Source organism: Pseudomonas sp. RL_5y_Pfl2_73 (assembly GCF_963970515.1).
In the GTDB taxonomy this organism is placed as follows: Bacteria; Pseudomonadota; Gammaproteobacteria; order Pseudomonadales; family Pseudomonadaceae; genus Aquipseudomonas.
On sequence record NZ_CAXAPD010000053.1, the window covers coordinates 1 to 17,821 of the forward strand.

A 17,821-nucleotide genomic window follows, 5' to 3' on the forward strand; every position below is an offset into this window, starting at 1 on the left:
GGCCAGGCCAGACACGCAACTGGGAGCCGATAGGCACGGTGCTGCTGAACCCGGATCGGGAGCAGCCAGCCGAGAAAAGAGCAGCATAGTTAGACGGTGACGCGACAACTACCTTGAAAAACGCCGTAAGAGCGGAACCATAAGCAGCCGTTACCTAAATAACGGATATACACACCAAAGCAACAAAACCAAAAAAAAACGGCGCTTCCCATTTCTGAAAGAAGCGCCGTTTTTCCTAAGTGAACAGCATTACGTACAAGACAGGCCTCGAATTCAAATCGAGCAATCAACCCGCGATGGCGCGATCGACCGACAGCTTGCCCGCCCCTTCGATCAGCACGGCAATACTGCCCGCCAGCAACGCCAAGGCGAACTCATAACCGTTGTTGGCCATGAACAAGCCGTTACCGATGTGCACAGAGAAAATCGCTACCAGCGACAGGAACGCCAGGCCCAGTGCCGCAGGACGCGCCAGCAGGCCGATGACCAGCGCCAGTCCGGCGAAAAACTCCGTACCACCCGCCAGTGTCGCCATCACGTAGCCCGGGGTCAGGCCGATGCTTTCCATCCACTGCGCCGTGCCTGCCAGGCCGTAGCCACCGAATAGGCCGAAGAGTTTCTGTGAGCCGTGGGCGGCGAAAATAATGCCAACAACAACGCGCAGGACCGTCAGGCCGTAGCCTGCGCGGGTAAACAAGACTTTATTGATCAACGAGTTCATGCGGGTTCATCCCAAGGTGTGTGGTTGTTGGTCGCCATATTAATCAAAAAAACCTGTACAAAAAGCGCAAAAACCGCGAGATAAAAATCGAAATTATCGATTATTTTCGCTGGGCGACCTTCTGATTTCCAGGCTCCAGCGACTCTCGCTCACGATCAAAGGCCAAGTAGTACTTATTGACACTATTAACGTAGCTGACGGCGCCCATTCCCACCTGCTCCATGGCAATGCGCTCGACCTGGAAAAACCACTGGTTGGGGTTCAGTCCCCGCCGCCGGGCCTCGGCTCGCATACCTTGGACCCGCTCGGGGCCCATGTTGTAGGCGGCCAGGACGAAGGCCATGCGCTCACGCTCGTTGAGCTTGGGGCTGGCAAAGAACTTGCGGCGAATAAGGGCCAGGTACTTGGCGCCAGCCTGCACATTGGCATCCAGGTTCTGGATGTTATCGACTCCGACCCGCCGAGCCGCCGAGGGGGTTATCTGCATCAGGCCGGTGGGGCCTTTGCCACTGCGGGCGTTGGGTTGCAGGGCTGATTCCTTGAAAGCCAGCGCGGCCAGGTTGAGCCAGTCCATGCCTTGGGCATCGGCATGTTTTTGCAGCACTGGACGCAGTTTCTCCAGGCGCTTGCGATTGGCTCGGGCCAGCGGATAGTGGACCCGGTACAAACGCCGATAGATGCGCAGGAATGCCGCGTCCTGATTGGAAGGCACTTTGTAGGTCACCAGGAAACGGTCGATGCTCGCCCGCAGCATGGCGGCATCACGACGAACGAACCAATACTCATCACCCGGCTCGCCGATCAGCACCTGCCGGTCCAGACGCAACTTGGGCAAGATTTTGCCCCAGCGCTCGGCGATAGGCCGCTCGACGATGGTCAAATGAAAAATCCCGCCCTGGACCATTTCCAGGACATCCTCCACAGCCAGAGTGGGATCGACCCATTCGACCTTCACCGGCGGCAGTTTGAGCAGCGCCAGTTTCTGGTTGATCTGGCTCACGGCGTCCCCCGCCGCGCTGCCGTTGGGCAGGGCCAGGGTCTTGCCGGAAAGTTGCTCCACGCGGGTGTAACGCTTCTCGCCCTTGATTCCCACCAGCAGCAACGGCACGTCGGTACGGATCGGATCGCTGGCGCTGACCGCAAGGCCGGCCTTGGGCTCGAGCAATTCACCCGGCGCCACGAGGTCGCCCTCCCCGCGCTGCAAGGCGCCGAGCAGTTGGTCCTTGGCCATGGGGATGATCTTGAGGGTGATTTCCTGGCCATCCCGGGCGTGGCCGTTGAGGTATTGCTCGAAGGCTCGCAGCCGATGGTATTCGACGCCAATGGGTTGGCCCTGGACTTCACCGGAACTGTTGCGGCTCTGGTTGACCAAAACCTTCAACACGCGACTGCTGCGGATTTGCGCCAGGTCGCGCACCGTGCCCGGCGCCACCGCCTGCACCGGCCCAGGCAGCCGCGCCTCGGCCGGCATTGGCAACAACAGCGAACAACACAACAGTAGCAATACCTGGGGACGTGTCATCCACTCTCCGGAAGGAATACTGCGAACCGCCTCCCTTGAAAAACGAGGCTGAGTCCACAGAAACAGAGCGCCTGGGGCGCTGAAAAAGTGCGAAAGACTGGCACAGAGATGGCTTTTATACCAACCCGATGTGTCTCGCGGCCTTAACAGACAGCCTCAACTCGTTGTAGTTCTTGGCTTTTCTTATAAATCCACAGCTCTGATATGCTTTCCGGCCTTTGGGTCGAGGTAGCACCATGCAACTCATCGATATCGGCGTCAACCTGACCAACCCCAGTTTCGCCGACAAACATCAGGCGGTGCTTGAGCGCGCCTATGAGTCCGGGGTCTGCCAACTGGTCTTGACCGGCACCAGTCTTGAAGGCAGTGAACAGGCCCTGGAACTGTGCCAAAGCCTCGATGACACTGGCGAGCGATTGTTTTCCACCGCCGGTATTCACCCTCACAGCGCCAGCGAGTGGACCGCCGATAGCGCCCGGCACCTCAAGGATCTGCTGATGCACAGCCGCGTGCGCGCGGTGGGTGAATGCGGGCTGGATTTCAACCGGGATTTCTCCCCCCGACCGCAGCAGGAAAAAGTCCTTGAGGAACACCTCGCCCTGGCGGTCCAATTGCAATTGCCGGTGTTCCTGCATGAACGCGATGCCGACCAGCGCTTGCTGGACATCCTCCGGGATTTTCGCGATCAGTTGCCGGCGGCCGTGGTGCACTGCTTTACCGGTGAAAAAAAGGCGCTGTTCAGCTACCTCGACCTGGACCTGCACATCGGCATCACTGGCTGGATCTGTGACGAACGCCGGGGCACGCACCTGCACCCGTTGGTGCGCGAAATTCCCCGCGGTCGGCTGATGCTCGAAAGCGACGCGCCGTACCTGCTGCCCCGCACGCTGCGGCCCAAACCCAAAAATGGCCGCAACGAACCGGCCTACCTGACGGAAGTCTTGCGTGAAGTGGCCTTGCACCGGGGCGAAACCCAGGATGACCTGGCAGCCCACAGCACCGCGTGCGCCCGGGCGTTTTTCGGATTGCCCACCATTTCCGAATAAACACGCATCCCCCCTGTGGGAGCGGGCTTGCTCGCGAATGCGTTGGAGCAGTCACCGCTGTATTGCTGATCCACCGCATTCGCGAGCAAGCCCACACCAGGGATCTGGTGGCCTGTTGGTCTCTATCAAAATCCCCGGCACCGGTATTGCCTGTTGACCCACATCAAAATTCCGTCACCTGAATAGCGGCAAAATAATGGCACCTTGCCAATGTTGTTTCCGCTATCAGAGAAGACCTTCCATGGGTGCCTGGCTTAGCAATATCTCGCTGAAATACAAATTCTGGGCGGTCAATGCGGTCGCCTTTGTCACCACCTTGCTGCTGGTGCTCTACGCAGTGCACCTCGAACAGCAGTCGCGCAACCACGCGGCCCAGGCGAACGCCCAGGCCCAGGCACATCTGCTGGATGCCTGGCCGGCCGGAACGCCCCTGCCCAAGGTCGACTATCTCCTGGCATTGCAGCGCGACCAGGTCCCCGTTCTCAATGAACAACCGTTGCCTTCGCTGGCCCAGGCCAACGGCTGGGTCGCACTCGACACCGGATTGCTGTTTGGCGACGACCCGCTGCTGGGTGCCCAAGTGATCCGTCGAGGTGACGGCCAACAACTCGCCGTGTTGGCCCAAGGTGTGAGCCTGAGCCAAGTGTTCGGTGAACGCTTCAGCCAATATGCCGTGGCCGTGTTCGTGTTGATGCTGGCGATGCTAGGCGCATCCCAGTTGTTGATCCGTTTCTTGCTCAGCCAGCTCAATACGCTCAAAGACGTAATGCTGCACGTGGAAAAAACCGGCGACCTGGCCGCCCGCGTGCCCCTGGCCTGCAGGGACGAAGTGGGCCAGATGGCGGCGGCGTTCAACGCCATGCAGGCCGGTTATCAACGGGTCGTCGACACCGTTGCCAGCACCGCCCGGCAGTTGGACAGTGGTGCCGCGCGCCTGGCATCGAGCATGAACGATGTGCGCCACGGCATGCTCGGCCAGCAAAGCGAAACCGATCAGGCGGCCACGGCGATCAACGAAATGTCCGCCACGGTTTATCACATCGCCCAGCACGCCGGCGCCACCCGCGACCTGTCGAAAACCGCCGATACCCTGGCCGGCAACGGTCAGGAAGTGGTCGGTCGGGTGCAACAGTCGATCACCGGGTTGTCTTCGGGTGTGCAGCAGACCGCCGAAATGATCCAGCGCCTGGCCGAAGACAGCCAGAAGATCAATGGCGTGGTCAGTGTGATCCACAGCATCGCCGAGCAAACCAACCTGCTGGCCCTGAACGCGGCTATCGAAGCGGCGCGGGCCGGGGAAATGGGCCGGGGCTTTGCCGTGGTGGCCGACGAGGTGCGCAACCTGGCCAAGCGGGTACAGACCTCCACGGACGAAATCACCACCATGGTTTCGGCCCTGCAGGCCGGGACCCGGGACGCAGTGGACTTCATGCAGGAGAGTTCGCTCAAGGCCGACGATTGCGTGCAACAGGCCCGCGAGGCCGGCGACGCGTTGGCACAGATCACCGCAGCGGTGGCGCAAATGCGCGAGAGCAACACCCAGATCGCTGTCGCGGCCGAACAGCAAAGCCACGTCGCCGAGGAAATGAACCGGGCAGTGGTGAGCATTCGCGACGTGACTGAGAACACCGTACGCCAAACCGTCGACTCAGCCACCACCAGCGATGAACTGGCGACGTTGGCGGGCGAGTTGAGCAAGGCGATTGGGCAGTTGAAACTGTAGAAGGCTGGCTTGCCTGGGGCTTCTGTGGCCAGACTCCCGCTGGGCCGTGCTGTAGGATCTGTCGAGTGCAACGAGGCTGCGATCTTGCCCCAGACACTTGAATCTCAAGCGAGAGATCAAAAGATCGCAGCCTTCGGCAGCGCCTACAGAGGCCAGCGGGAGCAAGCACCTTTGCACAACAGCAAAACTGTATGGCCACCTATCGCTTCGATAGCCAACCGCCATTCGCCGCCCCGCCCGCCCGGACCTATCCTTGGGTTATTCGGTTTTATTCAAGGAACAGCATCATGGGCAAGCGTCACCCCAATCTTCCGGCCTGGCAATGGCGTGTCTACCCAGACAATCATCGACCCCCCACCCACCTGGTGTTGCACCTGATTGCCGTGCCGCTGTTCATCATCGCGTTTCTGCTGATTGTGTCGGGCGTGTTCAGCTTGAGCCTGGGCGATGTCGCCATCGGCACCATCGGCCTGCTCGCGGCACTCGGCTTGCAGCGTCACGGACACGTAGAGCCTTAACCGAAGATAGTGACCGTCTGCCGGCTCAGGGCGATCAAGCGGCCATCGGCGCTCCAGAACTTCGCGGCGACATGGCCGTAGCCGTCCTGGGCATGTTCGATCTCGGCCAGGTACTTGCACCAGTCCAGCGTCGTGAGCTCCAGCAACGGCTGGACGAACTCGATGGTCCACGTGAGCGTGCTGCCCGGGGCCATTTGCGGAAGGTGAGGCAACAAGGCCGGCGGCCAGGCGTCCACCAAGGCCAGGATATGACTTTCGTTCAGCGGCTCCTCCTGCACATCGCCGCGCAAGCGCACCCAGCCGCCCATGCTCCGGGACTTGTTGCCGCTGAACGGCAAGCCGCCAACGCTCCAGCGCATCGCCAGGTGCCGCATGAATTCCGGGGTCATGCCCTTGACGTAAGGCAGTTCCTGGCATTGTTCCACGCTTTTGAATTCTGGCGCGGGATCGGCCTGCACCGCCACCACGGATGAGCGCGATGCGCCGAAACTGCCTTGCACCACGGTTACCACCTGGCCGTTCTGCACCGCGCGCCCCAACACCTGGCTCACGGCCTTGCCTTCACGCAACACGTCGACTTCGAAACTGACAGGCACGTTGGGCTCGACCGGGCCGACAAAGGTGATCGCCAGCGAGCGCACCGGGCGGTCCGCCGGCACTTTGGCACGCATCGCCTCATATTGCAGCGCCGCCACCAACCCGCCAAAGCTGGCCCGCCCCTGGCCCCACTCAGGCACGATGGTCACCGCACCTGGCTGCCGGCGCACGGCATCGATCAAATCGGAAAAGCGCATGACGACCTCGAAAACAGGGGAAAAAGATGAAGGGATCTTAACCAGCCCGGGACGGCGGCACAGGGCTCATTCCGGCCAAAGAGGCTGACAGAAAAGCCGCGAGCCTGAATCCCACAAATATCTTATGTGGGAGCGAGCCTGCTCGCGATAGCGCTGGATCAGTTGATAAGTCTGCAAGCTGACCCACCGCTATCGCGAGCAGGCTCGCTCCCACAGGGATTATGGGTGAGGTCAGGATTATTTGAAGCAACTGGCAATCAGCTTGTCGAGCACCCTGTCGGACTTGGCCTCAGCCTTTTCCATCGCGGCGTGCCAGGTGGGCACACAAACGTGTAAATCGGTTTCTTGCTTGGCCCTGGCCAGCCATTGCCAGCAATCGTGCCAGTTGCCCAGCGCGGCCTGGGCGGACTTGAGCCGGGGCATGGCGGCTTCGGGCAGGCGGTCAAGCTCAGGGTAGGCTTCGATGGCGTAACGCACGCGCTTGATCAGCAAGCGCAATCGATGGCGGTCATGGGCCGGATCGCGCAGGGCTTCGCCGAGTTTCTTCCACTGTTTGTCCAGGCGCTTTTCGATACGTTTGCGCAAGCCCTTCAGCAGCCCCTCGCGCTGGGCGGCGCGAATGAAGCGCGGGAAGGCATCGAGGATCATCAACAACTGCGCCAGTTCAACACTCGCGGCCACGGCGGGATAGGCATGGGCCATTTGCACCTGGCGTCGCCGCGCCGCCTCGGCCTGACCATGCTGCTCCAAGTAAGCGGCCAACACTTCCCGATCGCGCAAGGGCGTGGTCAGGGTGCCGATCGCCGAAGCAGCCGATTCCAGCTGTTCGACGCCGGGCAACCCACGCAATGGACGCAGCAGGCTGCGCAAACGGCGTACCGTGGTGCGCAGGTCATGCAGCGCTTCGCTGTCGGTATGGGCATTCAAACGGGCCTGACAGGCCAACAGGCGGACTTCCAGGCCCAGTATCCGGGCCACCAGCCGATCAATCATGGACGTACTCCGTACACAGCGTTGAGCGTCAAGCAGCAAGCTACAAGTGGAAAACGATTTTGCATCCTTCCCTTGTAGCTTGCCGATGATTGCTTGTCGCTGCCTTTATCGTCCGGCGCGGGATTCGCGAATGTAGAAACGCGCCTTCTCGGCTTTCTTGGTACAGCCTTCGAACGCTTCGAATTGCTGCTGGGTCTTGGCGCCTGTCAGCAGGGACAGGGCCTTGGAGTAGCTGACGGTGCCGGCAAAACCTTCGGCCTTGGCCAGGTCCAGTTCACGCCAAGCGCTGTCGAGCTGGCTGCCGCAACTGTCGCGGTAAGCGGTTTTGCCTGCGCAACCGGCCAGGGCCAGAACCATCAAAGATGCCACCAAGGGCAGGCGGATCCGGGCTTTCATTGATTACACCTCAAGTCAGGAAAACAGTCGTGCAGGTAAGACGGTTACGCCGGCAAAAAGTGCCAAGACCCGACCGTGTAAATTCAGTGTGGCTGAGAATACGCAAATGCCACGCCGGCGTGTCAAATAACGACGCGTGCGCCACAACGATTGAGCCAAGCCGTCGATGGGTGCATTGTTGAAGTCTGTTCGACAAGAGGCCGGGTCATGACAAAACGTGTCGCATTGGTATTGGGCTCGGGTGGCGCCCGGGGCTATGCCCATATCGGGGTGATCGAAGAAATCGAACGACGTGGCTACGACATTGCCTGCATCGCCGGTTGTTCCATGGGCGCGGTCGTGGGTGGGATCTATGCGGCGGGCAAGCTCGAGGAGTACCGCAACTGGATCGAAAGCCTGGATTATCTGGACGTCCTGCGCCTGGTAGACGTCAGTTTTCGCCTGGGGGCGATCCGTGGCGAAAAGGTCTTCGGGCAGATCCGCAAGATCGTCGGCGAAATCAACATTGAACAATTGCGCATCCCCTACACCGCCGTCGCGACCGACCTGACCAACCAGCAGGAAATCTGGTTCCAGGAAGGTTGCCTGCATCAGGCAATGCGCGCCTCGGCGGCGATTCCCAGCCTGTTCACACCGGTGATGCAAGGCAACCGCATGCTGGTCGATGGCGGCCTGCTCAACCCGTTGCCGATCGTGCCGGTGGTGTCGAGCCACTGCGACCTGATCATCGCTGTCAATCTCAACGCCACCAACCAGAAACAATACCTGTTACCGGTCATCCAGCGTCCCGCCGCGTTCCGGCGGCGCTTCGACACCCTGGTCAGCTCCCTGGGCTCGCGCCTGCCGTTTCGCCGCAAGCAGGCCGAGCAGTTGTTGCTGCTGGAACAGGAAGCCTTGAAGGCCGAGGCCGCCGACATCAACCCGTGGATCGGCTCGGCCGAGCCCGAAGGCCAACAACCGGCCGCCGCGCCAGAGAACGAAGGCGCACCGAAATCCGCCACCGGTTCGTTCATCATCGACAACGTCGGCCCGGCGTCGTTGCTGGACTTGATCAACCAGAGCTTCGAAGTGATGCAGACCTCGCTCGCCCAGTACAAGATCGCCGGTTACCCGCCGGATGTGCTGATCAACGTGCCGAAACGGGTGTGTCGGTTCTTCGAGTTCTACAAGGCGCCGGAGTTGATCGCGTTGGGACGGGAGATTGCCAGCGATACCTTGGATCGGTATGAGAATGAGCAGAACTGAATGTGATCACTGGCCTCCTGTGGGGAGGGGATTTAGCGAAACGTCGCACCGCACCGCTGGGCCGTAGGAGCTGACGAGTGCAACGAGGCTGCGATCTTTCCTCAGACGCTTGAGTCCCAAGTGAAAGATTAGAAGATCGCAGCCTTCGGCAGCTCCTACGGGGCGGGGCGACGTTTGACTCCCCCCTCATAGCAGTGCTTGGCTTGAAACTTTGTGGCTAAACAGCACCCTCCCCCAACAACCGATACCCCACCCCCGCCTCGGTCACAATGAACCGCGGCCGGGTTGGGTCGTCGGCCAGTTTCTGGCGCAGGTGGCCGACCACGATCCGCAGGTAGTGGCTGTCTTCCGTGTGGGTCGGGCCCCAGATGTCCTTGAGCAGTTGCTGCTGGGTAATGACCCGCCCCGGGTGCCGCGCCAGTTGCGCCAGTACCGCGTACTCCTTGCGGGTCAGGGCCACCTCGGTGCCGTCCAGCAGCACCCGTCGATACGCCAGGTCCACCGTCAACGGACCGAACATCAGCGCGGCTTCCTGTGGCTCGCCCGCCGGGGCCTGGCGCAACAAGGCGCGGATGCGGGCGAGAAACTCCTGGATGCCGAACGGCTTGGTCACGTAATCGTTGGCACCGTTGTCCAGCGCCTCGACCTTCTGCGCTTCGCTGGCCCGTACCGAGAGCACCAGCACCGGCACCGTCGACCATTGGCGAAACTCGCGCAACACTTGTTGGCCGTCCATGTCCGGCAGGCCCAGGTCGAGCACCAGCAGATCGGGTTTGTTCAGCGCCGCTTGGGCAAGGCCTTCAGCGCCGGTGCCGGCTTCCAGCACCTTGTAGCCTTGGGAGCTCAAGCTGATGCGCAGGAATTTGCGGATCTGCGGTTCGTCATCGATGACCAAAAGGGTCGCGGTCTGGCTCATGGCGCTCGTTCGTTGCAATCAGGTGAAAAGGCAAGCAGGTGGGACGAAAGAGTAACCCAGGGCCGCTCAGGCTTCATCGTCCATGCCCGGTTGTGCCTGTAAGGGCAGGTGCAACGTGAGGCAGGTGCCGCGCCCGTCGAGGCCATCGGCCACGCTGATTCGCCCGCCATGGGCACCGACCATGCCCTGGCAGATGGCCAATCCCAACCCCGTGCCCTGCCCGCCCCGATCACCGCGCGCAGCGGTATAGAACATGTCGAAGATTTTCTCTCGCTCTTGTTCAGGGATCCCGGGGCCCTCGTCGGCCACGGCGAAAAACACTTCGCCGTCCCTCGTACCCGCGCTCAGCAGCAGCCGCCCATGGGCCGGTGAAAAACGCGCGGCGTTTTCCAGCACGTTTACCAAGGCCTGCTCGATCAGCGCCGCGTGGACATATAGCAACGGCAGGTCAGCAGGCACCTCGACGCCGACCGCCAGGGGCGCCAACACCGCCCGCAAGCGGTTCAGCGCGCTGCCGACGATATCGGCCGGCGACACCCAGTCCCGCGCCAGCTTCAGGGCGCCGTGCCCCAGACGGGTCATATCCAGCAGGTTCTGGATGTAGCGATCCAACCGCTCGGCTTCATCGCGGGTGCCTTCGAGCAGTTCGCGACGATCGGCCAGTGGGATCGCCTCCCCCAGCGCCAGCAAGCTGTCGATGCTGCCGCGCATGGACGTCAACGGTGTGCGCAAGTCATGGGACACTGACGCCAGCAAGGCGCTGCGCAGTTGCTCGGTTTCACCGTGCAGGCGCGCTGCTTCCAGGTCCTGGGCCAGTTGCGCCCGGGCTAACGCCTGGGCCAATGGTTGACTGAGGGCGGCCAGCAAACGCCGACGCTGGCCGCTCAACGGCTTGCCTTCGTTCGGGCACACACCCAGCAACCCCAGTGGTCCGCCTTCCGCCGACAGCGGCCACCACCACCAGCGCCCAGACGGCAACGTCCCGGTGCCGGCACCAGCGGGCTGGTCGTGCTGCCAGGCCCAGTCGGCCGCCGCACGTTCGGCTTCGGTAAACGTCAACGGCTCGCCGGTCTCGACCTTCCAATCGCTCTGGCCGTCGCGATTGAGCAGGCAAAGCTGCAAGTCGTGCTGGCCGTTGAGGTGCTGCGCAGCGGCGCTGACCACTGCCTGGCGGTCGGTGGCGGCAGTGAGTTTGCGCGACAGGTCGAGCAGTTCGCCGGTTTCCTGCTGGGTGTCGCGCAGGGCCTGCAACTGGCGACGCTGGCGAGCGGCAAGGTTGCCGGTCAGGGCTGCCATGAGCAGGAAAAACACCAGCGTCAGCACGTCTTCTTCGCGCTGGATGGTGAAGGAAAAATACGGTGGAATGAACAGGAAGTCATAGGCCAGGAACGACAGCGCCGCGCAGGCCAGCGCCGGGCCGAGGCTGCTGCGTACCGCCACCAGCAACACCGCCATCAGAAACACCAGGGAAATATTGGGCAACGCCAGCCACCCTGAAATACCCCAGGCCAACGCGCTGGCCGCCACGGTCGCCGCCAGCGCCAGCACGTAGTCGAACCCGGTCTGGACGGCGCTCGAACGCACGCGGGTGGCACGGGGCTGTTCATCGCTGTCCAGCACACTGATTTCCAGTCCCCGGGCATCGCGCAGCAAGCGTGAAGCCAAGCCACCGCCCAACAGCCGCCGTCGCAAACGCGGCCTGGACTGGCCCACCAGCAGCAGCGTGGCGCGACGCTCGGTGGCGTGCTGGATCAAGGTCTTGGCGACTTCGCCGGCCCGCAACAGCACCACTTCACCGCCGAGACGTTCAGCCAACTGCTGGGCATTTTGCAGAGACTGTCGCGACGACTCATCGTGCGCGACGCCACTGTCTACGTGGACCAGGCTCCACGGCAAATGCCGACGCTGGGCGACGCGACTGGCGTGGCGCACCAGACGTTCGGCCTGCACGTCGGCGCCCACCCCCACCAGCAGGCGTCCGCGCACCGCGGGCGCGGCCTGGCCCAGTTGTCGATAACCCTGGGCCAGGTCATTGTCGACCTGGGCAGCGGCGGTCTGCATGGCCAGCTCGCGCAACGCGGTCAGGTTGGTCTGGGTGAAGAACGCATCGATCGCCGCCCGAGCCTGTTCCGGCACGTAGACCTTGCCATCACGCAGGCGCTCCAACAGCTCACGCGATGGCAGATCGATCAGCAGCAGTTCATCGGCCTCCTGCAAGACCCAATCCGGCAACGTCTCGCGCACCTGCACACCGGTGATGCCGCGCACTTGATCGTTGAGGCTTTCCAGGTGCTGGACATTGACGGTGGTGTAGACATCGATGCCCGCCGCAAGCAGTTCCTGAATGTCCTGCCAGCGTTTGGCATGGCGACTGCCCGGCGCATTGCTATGGGCCAGTTCGTCCACCAGGACCAGGTTCGGCCGGGCGGCGAGCAAGCCGTCGAGGTCCATTTCCTCGAGCGTCACACCGCGATACGTCGAGCGCACCAAGGTCTGCTGCACCAGGCCGCCGAGCAGTGCTTCGGTTTCGGCACGACCGTGGGTTTCCACCACCCCGGCGACGACTTTCACGCCTTGACGCAGTTGGGTGTGGGCCGCTTGCAGCATGGCGTAGGTCTTGCCGACACCGGGCGCCGCCCCCAGGAAGACCTTGAGCCGGCCACGGTCATTGCGGGGCAGATTGGCTAACAATGCATCGGCGCGGCCGGAGTCGCTCATGGCGTGAAAATCTCTTTCAAATATTGATCAAACACCCTGCGCGAAGGCGGACCTGTGGGAGCAAAGCTTGCTCGCGATGAACGATAACGCGGCTCATCAGTTGAACCGTGTCGCCTTGATCGCAAGCAGGCTTTGCTCCCACAGGTCCGGCTCCCACAGGTTTGCTGCAGCAAGCCTCGCCCCCACAGGCGCCACTCCCACAGGTTTTACAGTTTTTCCAGGGCCAGGTTCAGCGCCAACACATTCACCACGGGCGGACCCACCAGGGGTTGCTCAGTGTTGTCATCGAGCAGTTGCTGCAAGGTCGAGGCCGGCAGGTTGCGCGCTGCGGCGACACGCGCCAGTTGATAGGCAATCGCCGCCGGAGGCAAGTGCGGATCCAGCCCGCTGGCGGAGGTGGTCAGCAACGCCAGCGGCACCGGGCCCTGGCCGGGCACCTGGCGTTTTTGGGCGTCATCGATCACCCGCGTGGCCAGGGCCGGGTTGCTCGGGGAAAAGTTGCTGGCGCCGCTGGCGACCGTGGCAAAGGCGCCGGCCGATGGCCGTGGATGAAACCAGGCATCGCCGGTGAAATCCTGGGCAATCAGCGTCGAGCCACGGACCTTGCCGGCCGCATCGACGATCAGGCTGCCATTGGCCTGGACGGGAAAGGCGACTTGCGCCACGCCGGTGACCACCAGTGGGTACGCGACACCGGTGATCAGGGCCATCAGAAATAACAGGCTCAAAGCCGGGCGAATCAGAGTGGACATTTCAAAATCCTCGAATAAGAAACAGCTAACTTCCAGGCAAGGAACTTGCTCCCGCTGGCTCTGTAGGAGCTGGCGAAGCCTGCGATCTTTTGATCTTGATCTTGATCTTTCGCTTGGGATTCAAGTGTCTGGGGAAAGATCGCAGCCTCGTTGCACTCGACAGCTCCTACACAGCTCCTACAGAGCTCGGCGGGTGCAATCTTCCTGCAACAAAAAATGGTTCACCGCACGTCAGGCTCAAACCAGGTGCAACGCCGTCAGCAACATATCGATCGCCTTGATCCCCACGAACGGCACGACGATCCCGCCCAGGCCATAGATCAACAGATTGCGTCGCAACAGCGCCGCCGCGCTTGCCGCTTGCACGCGCACACCGCGCAGGGCCAGGGGGATCAGTACGACGATGATCAAGGCGTTGAAGACAATGGCCGACAAGATCGCGCTCCGGGGGCTGCTCAGGTGCATCACATTCAACACGCCGAGCGGTGGATAAATCGAAGCGAACAGCGCCGGCAGGATCGCGAAATACTTGGCGATGTCGTTGGCAATGGAAAAGGTGGTCAGCGCCCCACGGGTCACCAGCAGTTCCTTGCCGATCTGCACCACGTCCAGCAGTTTGGTCGGGTCGCTGTCGAGGTCGACCATGTTGGCCGCCTCCCGCGCGGCCTGGGTGCCGTCGTTCATCGCCATGCCGACATCGGCCTGGGCCAGGGCCGGGGCATCGTTGGCACCGTCGCCGCACATGGCCACCAGCCGACCGTCATTTTGCTCATGACGGATACGCGCCAGTTTTTTCTCCGGCGTGGCCTCTGCCAGCACGTCATCGACACCGGCCTCGGCGGCAATCGCCGCGGCGGTCAGCGGGTTGTCGCCGGTGACCATCACCGTGCGGATCCCCAGCTTGCGCAGCTCGGCAAAGCGCTCGCGAATGCCGGGTTTGACCACGTCCTTGAGATGGATAACACCGAGTAGCTTGCCGTCCACGCACACCAGCAACGGCGTGCCGCCACTCTGAGCGATCTTGTCGACCTCCCGCGCCAGTGCCGGCGGCAACTCATTGCGTGCAAGGCCGATGAAATCCAGCAACGAGTCCACGGCGCCCTTGCGGTAGATACGGCCCTGATAGTCGACCCCGGACAAACGGGTTTCAGCACTGAACGGCACGGCCGTCAGCGCTTCGACGCCAGGCTCGGGCTGTGAATGCAAACCTCGCAGGTACTCGACGATGGACTTGCCCTCGGCCGTCTCGTCAGCCAACGAGGCGAACAGCGCGCCTTCGGCCAGTTCCTTGGCACTCACACCGGGGGCGGCATAGACCGCTGTACAGCGACGATTGCCAAAGGTGATGGTGCCGGTCTTGTCCAGCATCAGCACATGCACATCCCCCGCCGCCTCGACCGCGCGACCGGATTTGGCGATCACGTTCAGGCGCACCAACCGGTCCATCCCGGCGATGCCGATGGCCGACAGCAGCCCGCCGATGGTGGTGGGAATCAAGGTGACCAGCAGTGCCACCAGAAACACCAGCGGCAGGTTGGCGTTGGCGAAATGGGCGAACGGTTGCAGCGTCACCACCACCAACAGGAAGATCAGCGTCAGGCCGATCAACAGGATATCCAGCGCCACCTCGTTCGGTGTTTTCTGGCGCTTGGCGCCTTCAACCAAGGCGATCATGCGGTCCAGGGTGGATTCGCCGGGATTGCTGGTGATGCGTATCAGCAACCAGTCGGAGACCAGCCGTGTATTGCCAGTGACGGCCGAGCGATCGCCGCCGGACTCGCGGATGACCGGCGCCGATTCGCCGGTGATCGCCGCCTCATTGACCGCGGCGATGCCTTCGATCACTTCACCGTCGCCGGGGATCATGTCGCCGGCCTCGACACGCACCACATCGCCTTTACGCAGACGGGTGGCGGGGATGATTTCAAAGCCACTGGCGGTCTGGCGACGTGCGTTAAGGCCTTCGCTGCCGGCCTTGAGGCTGTCGGCCCGGGCCTTGCCGCGGCCTTCGGCCAACGCTTCGGCGAAGTTGGCGAACAGCACCGTGAACCACAACCACAACGCGATTTGCGCGGCGACAAAGGTCGGCACGGCGTTGTCGGGGATGAAGCACAACACAGTGGTGAGGATCGCAGTCAGCTCCACCACCAGCATCACTGGCGCGCGGCGCAACTGGCGTGGATCGAGCTTGATGAAGGCTTGCACCAACGCTGGCCGCCAGAGGGCCGACAGGTGGGTCTTCGGTTGTTCCGGTGCCTTGGCGGCGACGGTTTTGCTCATCGGCATATTCATCATCAGGTCCTCAGAAGCCCATGCTCAAGTGTTCGGCAATCGGCCCCAGCGCCAGGCTCGGCAGGAAGGTCAAGCCCCCCACCAGCAAGATGGTCACGGTCAACAACGTCACGAACAGCGGGCCATGGGTGGGAAAGCTGTTCTGGCCAATCGGCGCGGTCTTCTTCAAGGCCAGACTGCCGGCCAATGCCAGCACCGGCAGGATGTAGCCGAACCGGCCGATCAACATGCCCAGGCCCAGCATCAGGTTGTGGAAAGGGGTGTTGGCGCCGAACCCGGCGAATGCCGAACCGTTGTTCGCTCCCGCCGAGGTGTAGGCGTACAACAACTGGCTGAAACCGTGGGCGCCCGGGTTGCTCACCGCTGCGGCCGGCCCGGGCAGGCTTGCGGCGACCGCCCCCAGCACCAGCACGCTGACAGGCATCACCAACAGAGTTGCCACCAACAGTTGCACCTCCCGGGCGCCCAGCTTCTTGCCCAGGTATTCCGGGGTGCGACCGATCATCAAACCAGCCAGGAACACCGCGATCAGCACGTTCAACAGCATCCCGTAGAGCCCGGCCCCGACGCCGCCGAAGATCACCTCGCCGACCATCATGTTCACCAGCGACACCATGCCGCTGAGCGGGCTGAGGCTGTCGTGCATACCGTTGACCGAGCCGTTGGAGGCCGCCGTGGTGGTCACCGACCACAGCACCGTGGCGGTGGTGCCGAAGCGCGCCTCCTTGCCTTCCAGCGGTGCCGCTTGCTCGACGGCCGGGTTGTTCAGGGCCGGGTTGGGCTGGTTTTCGGCCCACAGCGAGGTAGCGCCGCCGATCAGGAACAAGGCCAGCATGCAGGCGATGATCGCCCGGCTCTGGCGCAGGTCCTTGACGTAATGGCCGAAGGTGAACACCAGCGCAGCGGGAATCAGGATGATCGAAGCGACTTCGAACAGGTTGCTCCAGGCCGTCGGGTTTTCGAAGGGATGCGCCGAGTTGACGCCGAAGAAACCGCCACCATTGGTACCCAGTTGCTTGATCGCGATCTGGCTGGCGGCCGGCCCCAACGGAATGACCTGGTCGGCCCCCTGCAGCGTGACCCCGTGCACATAGTGCGCAAAGGTCTGCGGCACGCCCTGCCAGACCAGGAACAACGCCAGTAGCAGGCACAGCGGCAACAATCCATAAAGGGTGGCGCGGGTCATGTCGACCCAGAAATTACCCAGCGTCGCAGCGGACTTGCGCCCGATCCCGCGACACAGCGCCACCAGTACGGCCAGGCCGGTGGCGGCGCTGACAAAGTTCTGCACGGTCAGGCCGACCATCTGGCTCAGGTAGCTCAGGGACGCTTCACCACTGTAGGACTGCCAGTTGGTGTTGGTCGTGAAACTCACGGCCGTGTTGAACGCCTGGGTCCACTCCATGCCGGGCAGTTGCTCGGCATTGAGGGGCAAATATCCCTGCAACAGCAGAATCACAAACAGCAAGAAAAAACCCGCCAGATTGAACGCAAGCAAGGCCAGGGTGTATTTCTGCCAGCTCTGCTCAACCGTGGCGTCGATACCGGCCAGGCGATAGCAACCACGTTCCACCGGGCCGAGGATCGGCGAAAGCCAGGTGCGTTGGCCTTCCATCACTCGGTAGTAAAACCGCCCCAGAAACGGCGCCGGAATCAGCACCAGGGCGAAAAAGGCGAGGATCAGCCCGAAATCATAACCGTGCATAACCGCTCCTAGTTCCGATCGGCGCGCAACAGCGCAACCAGCAAATAAATGAACAGCGCCCCTGCCAGCAGCAGCGACACCCCGTCCAGAACACTCATAGGATTTCTCCGTGGTACGGCGTCGTGCCGTGTGGGGAGTGATTGTCGGCAGGGAGGCTGTAAAGGAACGAGATCGAGAGCGGGGCTGGGGGGTAAAGAATCTGTAAAGAATGGGTTGTGGGTTGACTGGACTGGCGTCATCGCGAGCAGGCTCGCTCCCACAATGGCGCTGTTGTGAATACAAAATCCGTGTTCGCAGAAGATCTCCTGTGGGAGCGAGCCTGCTCGTGATGACGCCAGAACAGGCAACGTCGCCCTCAACTCGCTCCCACAATGGCGCTGCTGTGAATACAAAATCCGTGTTCGCAGAAGATCTCCTGTGGGAGCGAGCCTGCTCGCGATGACGCCAAAACAGGCAACGTCGCCCTCAACTCGCTCCCAC

At 62.2% G+C, this 17,821-nt stretch carries 14 protein-coding genes and 1 pseudogene; 4 read left to right on the plus strand and 11 right to left on the minus strand.

Annotated features, from left to right (window positions below):
- Positions 1 to 286 precede the first annotated feature (286 nt).
- Complete coding sequence (locus tag AACY42_RS27405) at positions 287 to 721, minus strand: DoxX family protein (RefSeq protein ID WP_339483607.1); 435 nt, start codon at positions 719 to 721, stop codon at positions 287 to 289.
- A 100-nt stretch (positions 722 to 821) separates the two neighbouring features.
- On the minus strand, positions 822 to 2,243 hold the full coding sequence (locus AACY42_RS27410; RefSeq protein WP_339483609.1) for a transglycosylase SLT domain-containing protein: 1,422 nt from the start codon (positions 2,241 to 2,243) through the stop codon (positions 822 to 824).
- Positions 2,244 to 2,479: 236 nt separating this feature from the next.
- Between AACY42_RS27410 and AACY42_RS27415 the strand changes: the two genes are divergently transcribed.
- The 3 genes and pseudogenes from AACY42_RS27415 to AACY42_RS27425 form a co-directional block, all read left to right on the plus strand.
- Positions 2,480 to 3,289, plus strand: coding sequence for a TatD family hydrolase (locus tag AACY42_RS27415; RefSeq protein ID WP_339483610.1), 810 nt, complete (start codon positions 2,480 to 2,482; stop codon positions 3,287 to 3,289).
- A 241-nt stretch (positions 3,290 to 3,530) separates the two neighbouring features.
- Complete coding sequence (locus AACY42_RS27420; protein ID WP_339483611.1) at positions 3,531 to 5,012, plus strand: methyl-accepting chemotaxis protein; 1,482 nt, start codon at positions 3,531 to 3,533, stop codon at positions 5,010 to 5,012.
- Between the two features lie 287 nt (positions 5,013 to 5,299).
- Positions 5,300 to 5,518 (plus strand): annotated as a pseudogene (locus AACY42_RS27425) (terminase); the annotation flags it as partial.
- A gap of 8 nt (positions 5,519 to 5,526) precedes the next feature.
- Here AACY42_RS27425 and AACY42_RS27430 read toward each other — a convergent pair.
- The 3 genes from AACY42_RS27430 to AACY42_RS27440 all read right to left on the minus strand — a co-directional run bounded on the left by AACY42_RS27430 (position 5,527) and on the right by AACY42_RS27440 (position 7,713).
- Complete coding sequence (locus AACY42_RS27430; protein ID WP_339483612.1) at positions 5,527 to 6,324, minus strand: acyl-CoA thioesterase; 798 nt, start codon at positions 6,322 to 6,324, stop codon at positions 5,527 to 5,529.
- A 237-nt stretch (positions 6,325 to 6,561) separates the two neighbouring features.
- Positions 6,562 to 7,317, minus strand: a complete 756-nt coding sequence (locus tag AACY42_RS27435; RefSeq protein ID WP_339483613.1) for a CHAD domain-containing protein — start codon at positions 7,315 to 7,317, stop codon at positions 6,562 to 6,564.
- A 105-nt stretch (positions 7,318 to 7,422) separates the two neighbouring features.
- Positions 7,423 to 7,713, minus strand: a complete 291-nt coding sequence (locus AACY42_RS27440; protein WP_339483615.1) for a hypothetical protein — start codon at positions 7,711 to 7,713, stop codon at positions 7,423 to 7,425.
- Between the two features lie 207 nt (positions 7,714 to 7,920).
- Between AACY42_RS27440 and AACY42_RS27445 the strand changes: the two genes are divergently transcribed.
- Positions 7,921 to 8,958 carry a patatin-like phospholipase family protein gene (locus AACY42_RS27445; RefSeq protein ID WP_339483616.1) on the plus strand — a complete coding sequence of 346 codons (1,038 nt, stop codon included), beginning with the start codon at positions 7,921 to 7,923 and terminating at the stop codon, positions 8,956 to 8,958.
- 217 nt (positions 8,959 to 9,175) lie between these two features.
- Here the strand turns inward: AACY42_RS27445 and AACY42_RS27450 are convergent, their stop codons facing one another.
- The 6 genes from AACY42_RS27450 to kdpF form a co-directional block, all read right to left on the minus strand.
- Positions 9,176 to 9,874 (minus strand): response regulator, encoded by a 699-nt coding sequence (locus AACY42_RS27450; RefSeq protein WP_339483617.1) that lies wholly within the window; start codon positions 9,872 to 9,874, stop codon positions 9,176 to 9,178.
- A gap of 66 nt (positions 9,875 to 9,940) precedes the next feature.
- Positions 9,941 to 12,592 (minus strand): sensor histidine kinase KdpD, encoded by a 2,652-nt coding sequence (locus AACY42_RS27455; protein WP_339483618.1) that lies wholly within the window; start codon positions 12,590 to 12,592, stop codon positions 9,941 to 9,943.
- 206 nt (positions 12,593 to 12,798) lie between these two features.
- Positions 12,799 to 13,344 (minus strand): potassium-transporting ATPase subunit KdpC, encoded by a 546-nt coding sequence (gene kdpC, locus AACY42_RS27460; RefSeq protein ID WP_339483619.1) that lies wholly within the window; start codon positions 13,342 to 13,344, stop codon positions 12,799 to 12,801.
- 237 nt (positions 13,345 to 13,581) lie between these two features.
- Entirely contained in the window at positions 13,582 to 15,636 is a 2,055-nt protein-coding gene (gene kdpB, locus AACY42_RS27465; RefSeq protein WP_339483620.1) for a potassium-transporting ATPase subunit KdpB, read from the minus strand.
- Between the two features lie 10 nt (positions 15,637 to 15,646).
- Positions 15,647 to 17,341 carry a potassium-transporting ATPase subunit KdpA gene (gene kdpA, locus AACY42_RS27470; protein WP_339483621.1) on the minus strand — a complete coding sequence of 565 codons (1,695 nt, stop codon included), beginning with the start codon at positions 17,339 to 17,341 and terminating at the stop codon, positions 15,647 to 15,649.
- 8 nt (positions 17,342 to 17,349) lie between these two features.
- Positions 17,350 to 17,439, minus strand: a complete 90-nt coding sequence (gene kdpF, locus AACY42_RS27475) for a K(+)-transporting ATPase subunit F (RefSeq protein ID WP_032833236.1) — start codon at positions 17,437 to 17,439, stop codon at positions 17,350 to 17,352.
- Positions 17,440 to 17,821: the final 382 nt, after the last annotated feature.

Bases quoted from the DNA above. Each gene is read 5' to 3' on its own strand.
- AACY42_RS27405 (WP_339483607.1), bottom strand. From the start codon at position 721: ATGAACTCGTTGATCAATAAAGTCTTGTTTACCCGCGCAGGCTACGGC.
- AACY42_RS27410 (WP_339483609.1), bottom strand. From the start codon at position 2,243: ATGACACGTCCCCAGGTATTGCTACTGTTGTGTTGTTCGCTGTTGTTG.
- AACY42_RS27415 (WP_339483610.1), top strand. From the start codon at position 2,480: ATGCAACTCATCGATATCGGCGTCAACCTGACCAACCCCAGTTTCGCC.
- AACY42_RS27420 (WP_339483611.1), top strand. From the start codon at position 3,531: ATGGGTGCCTGGCTTAGCAATATCTCGCTGAAATACAAATTCTGGGCG.
- AACY42_RS27430 (WP_339483612.1), bottom strand. From the start codon at position 6,324: ATGCGCTTTTCCGATTTGATCGATGCCGTGCGCCGGCAGCCAGGTGCG.
- AACY42_RS27435 (WP_339483613.1), bottom strand. From the start codon at position 7,317: ATGATTGATCGGCTGGTGGCCCGGATACTGGGCCTGGAAGTCCGCCTG.
- AACY42_RS27440 (WP_339483615.1), bottom strand. From the start codon at position 7,713: ATGAAAGCCCGGATCCGCCTGCCCTTGGTGGCATCTTTGATGGTTCTG.
- AACY42_RS27445 (WP_339483616.1), top strand. From the start codon at position 7,921: ATGACAAAACGTGTCGCATTGGTATTGGGCTCGGGTGGCGCCCGGGGC.
- AACY42_RS27450 (WP_339483617.1), bottom strand. From the start codon at position 9,874: ATGAGCCAGACCGCGACCCTTTTGGTCATCGATGACGAACCGCAGATC.
- AACY42_RS27455 (WP_339483618.1), bottom strand. From the start codon at position 12,592: ATGAGCGACTCCGGCCGCGCCGATGCATTGTTAGCCAATCTGCCCCGC.
- kdpC (WP_339483619.1), bottom strand. From the start codon at position 13,344: ATGTCCACTCTGATTCGCCCGGCTTTGAGCCTGTTATTTCTGATGGCC.
- kdpB (WP_339483620.1), bottom strand. From the start codon at position 15,636: ATGAATATGCCGATGAGCAAAACCGTCGCCGCCAAGGCACCGGAACAA.
- kdpA (WP_339483621.1), bottom strand. From the start codon at position 17,341: ATGCACGGTTATGATTTCGGGCTGATCCTCGCCTTTTTCGCCCTGGTG.
- kdpF (WP_032833236.1), bottom strand. From the start codon at position 17,439: ATGAGTGTTCTGGACGGGGTGTCGCTGCTGCTGGCAGGGGCGCTGTTC.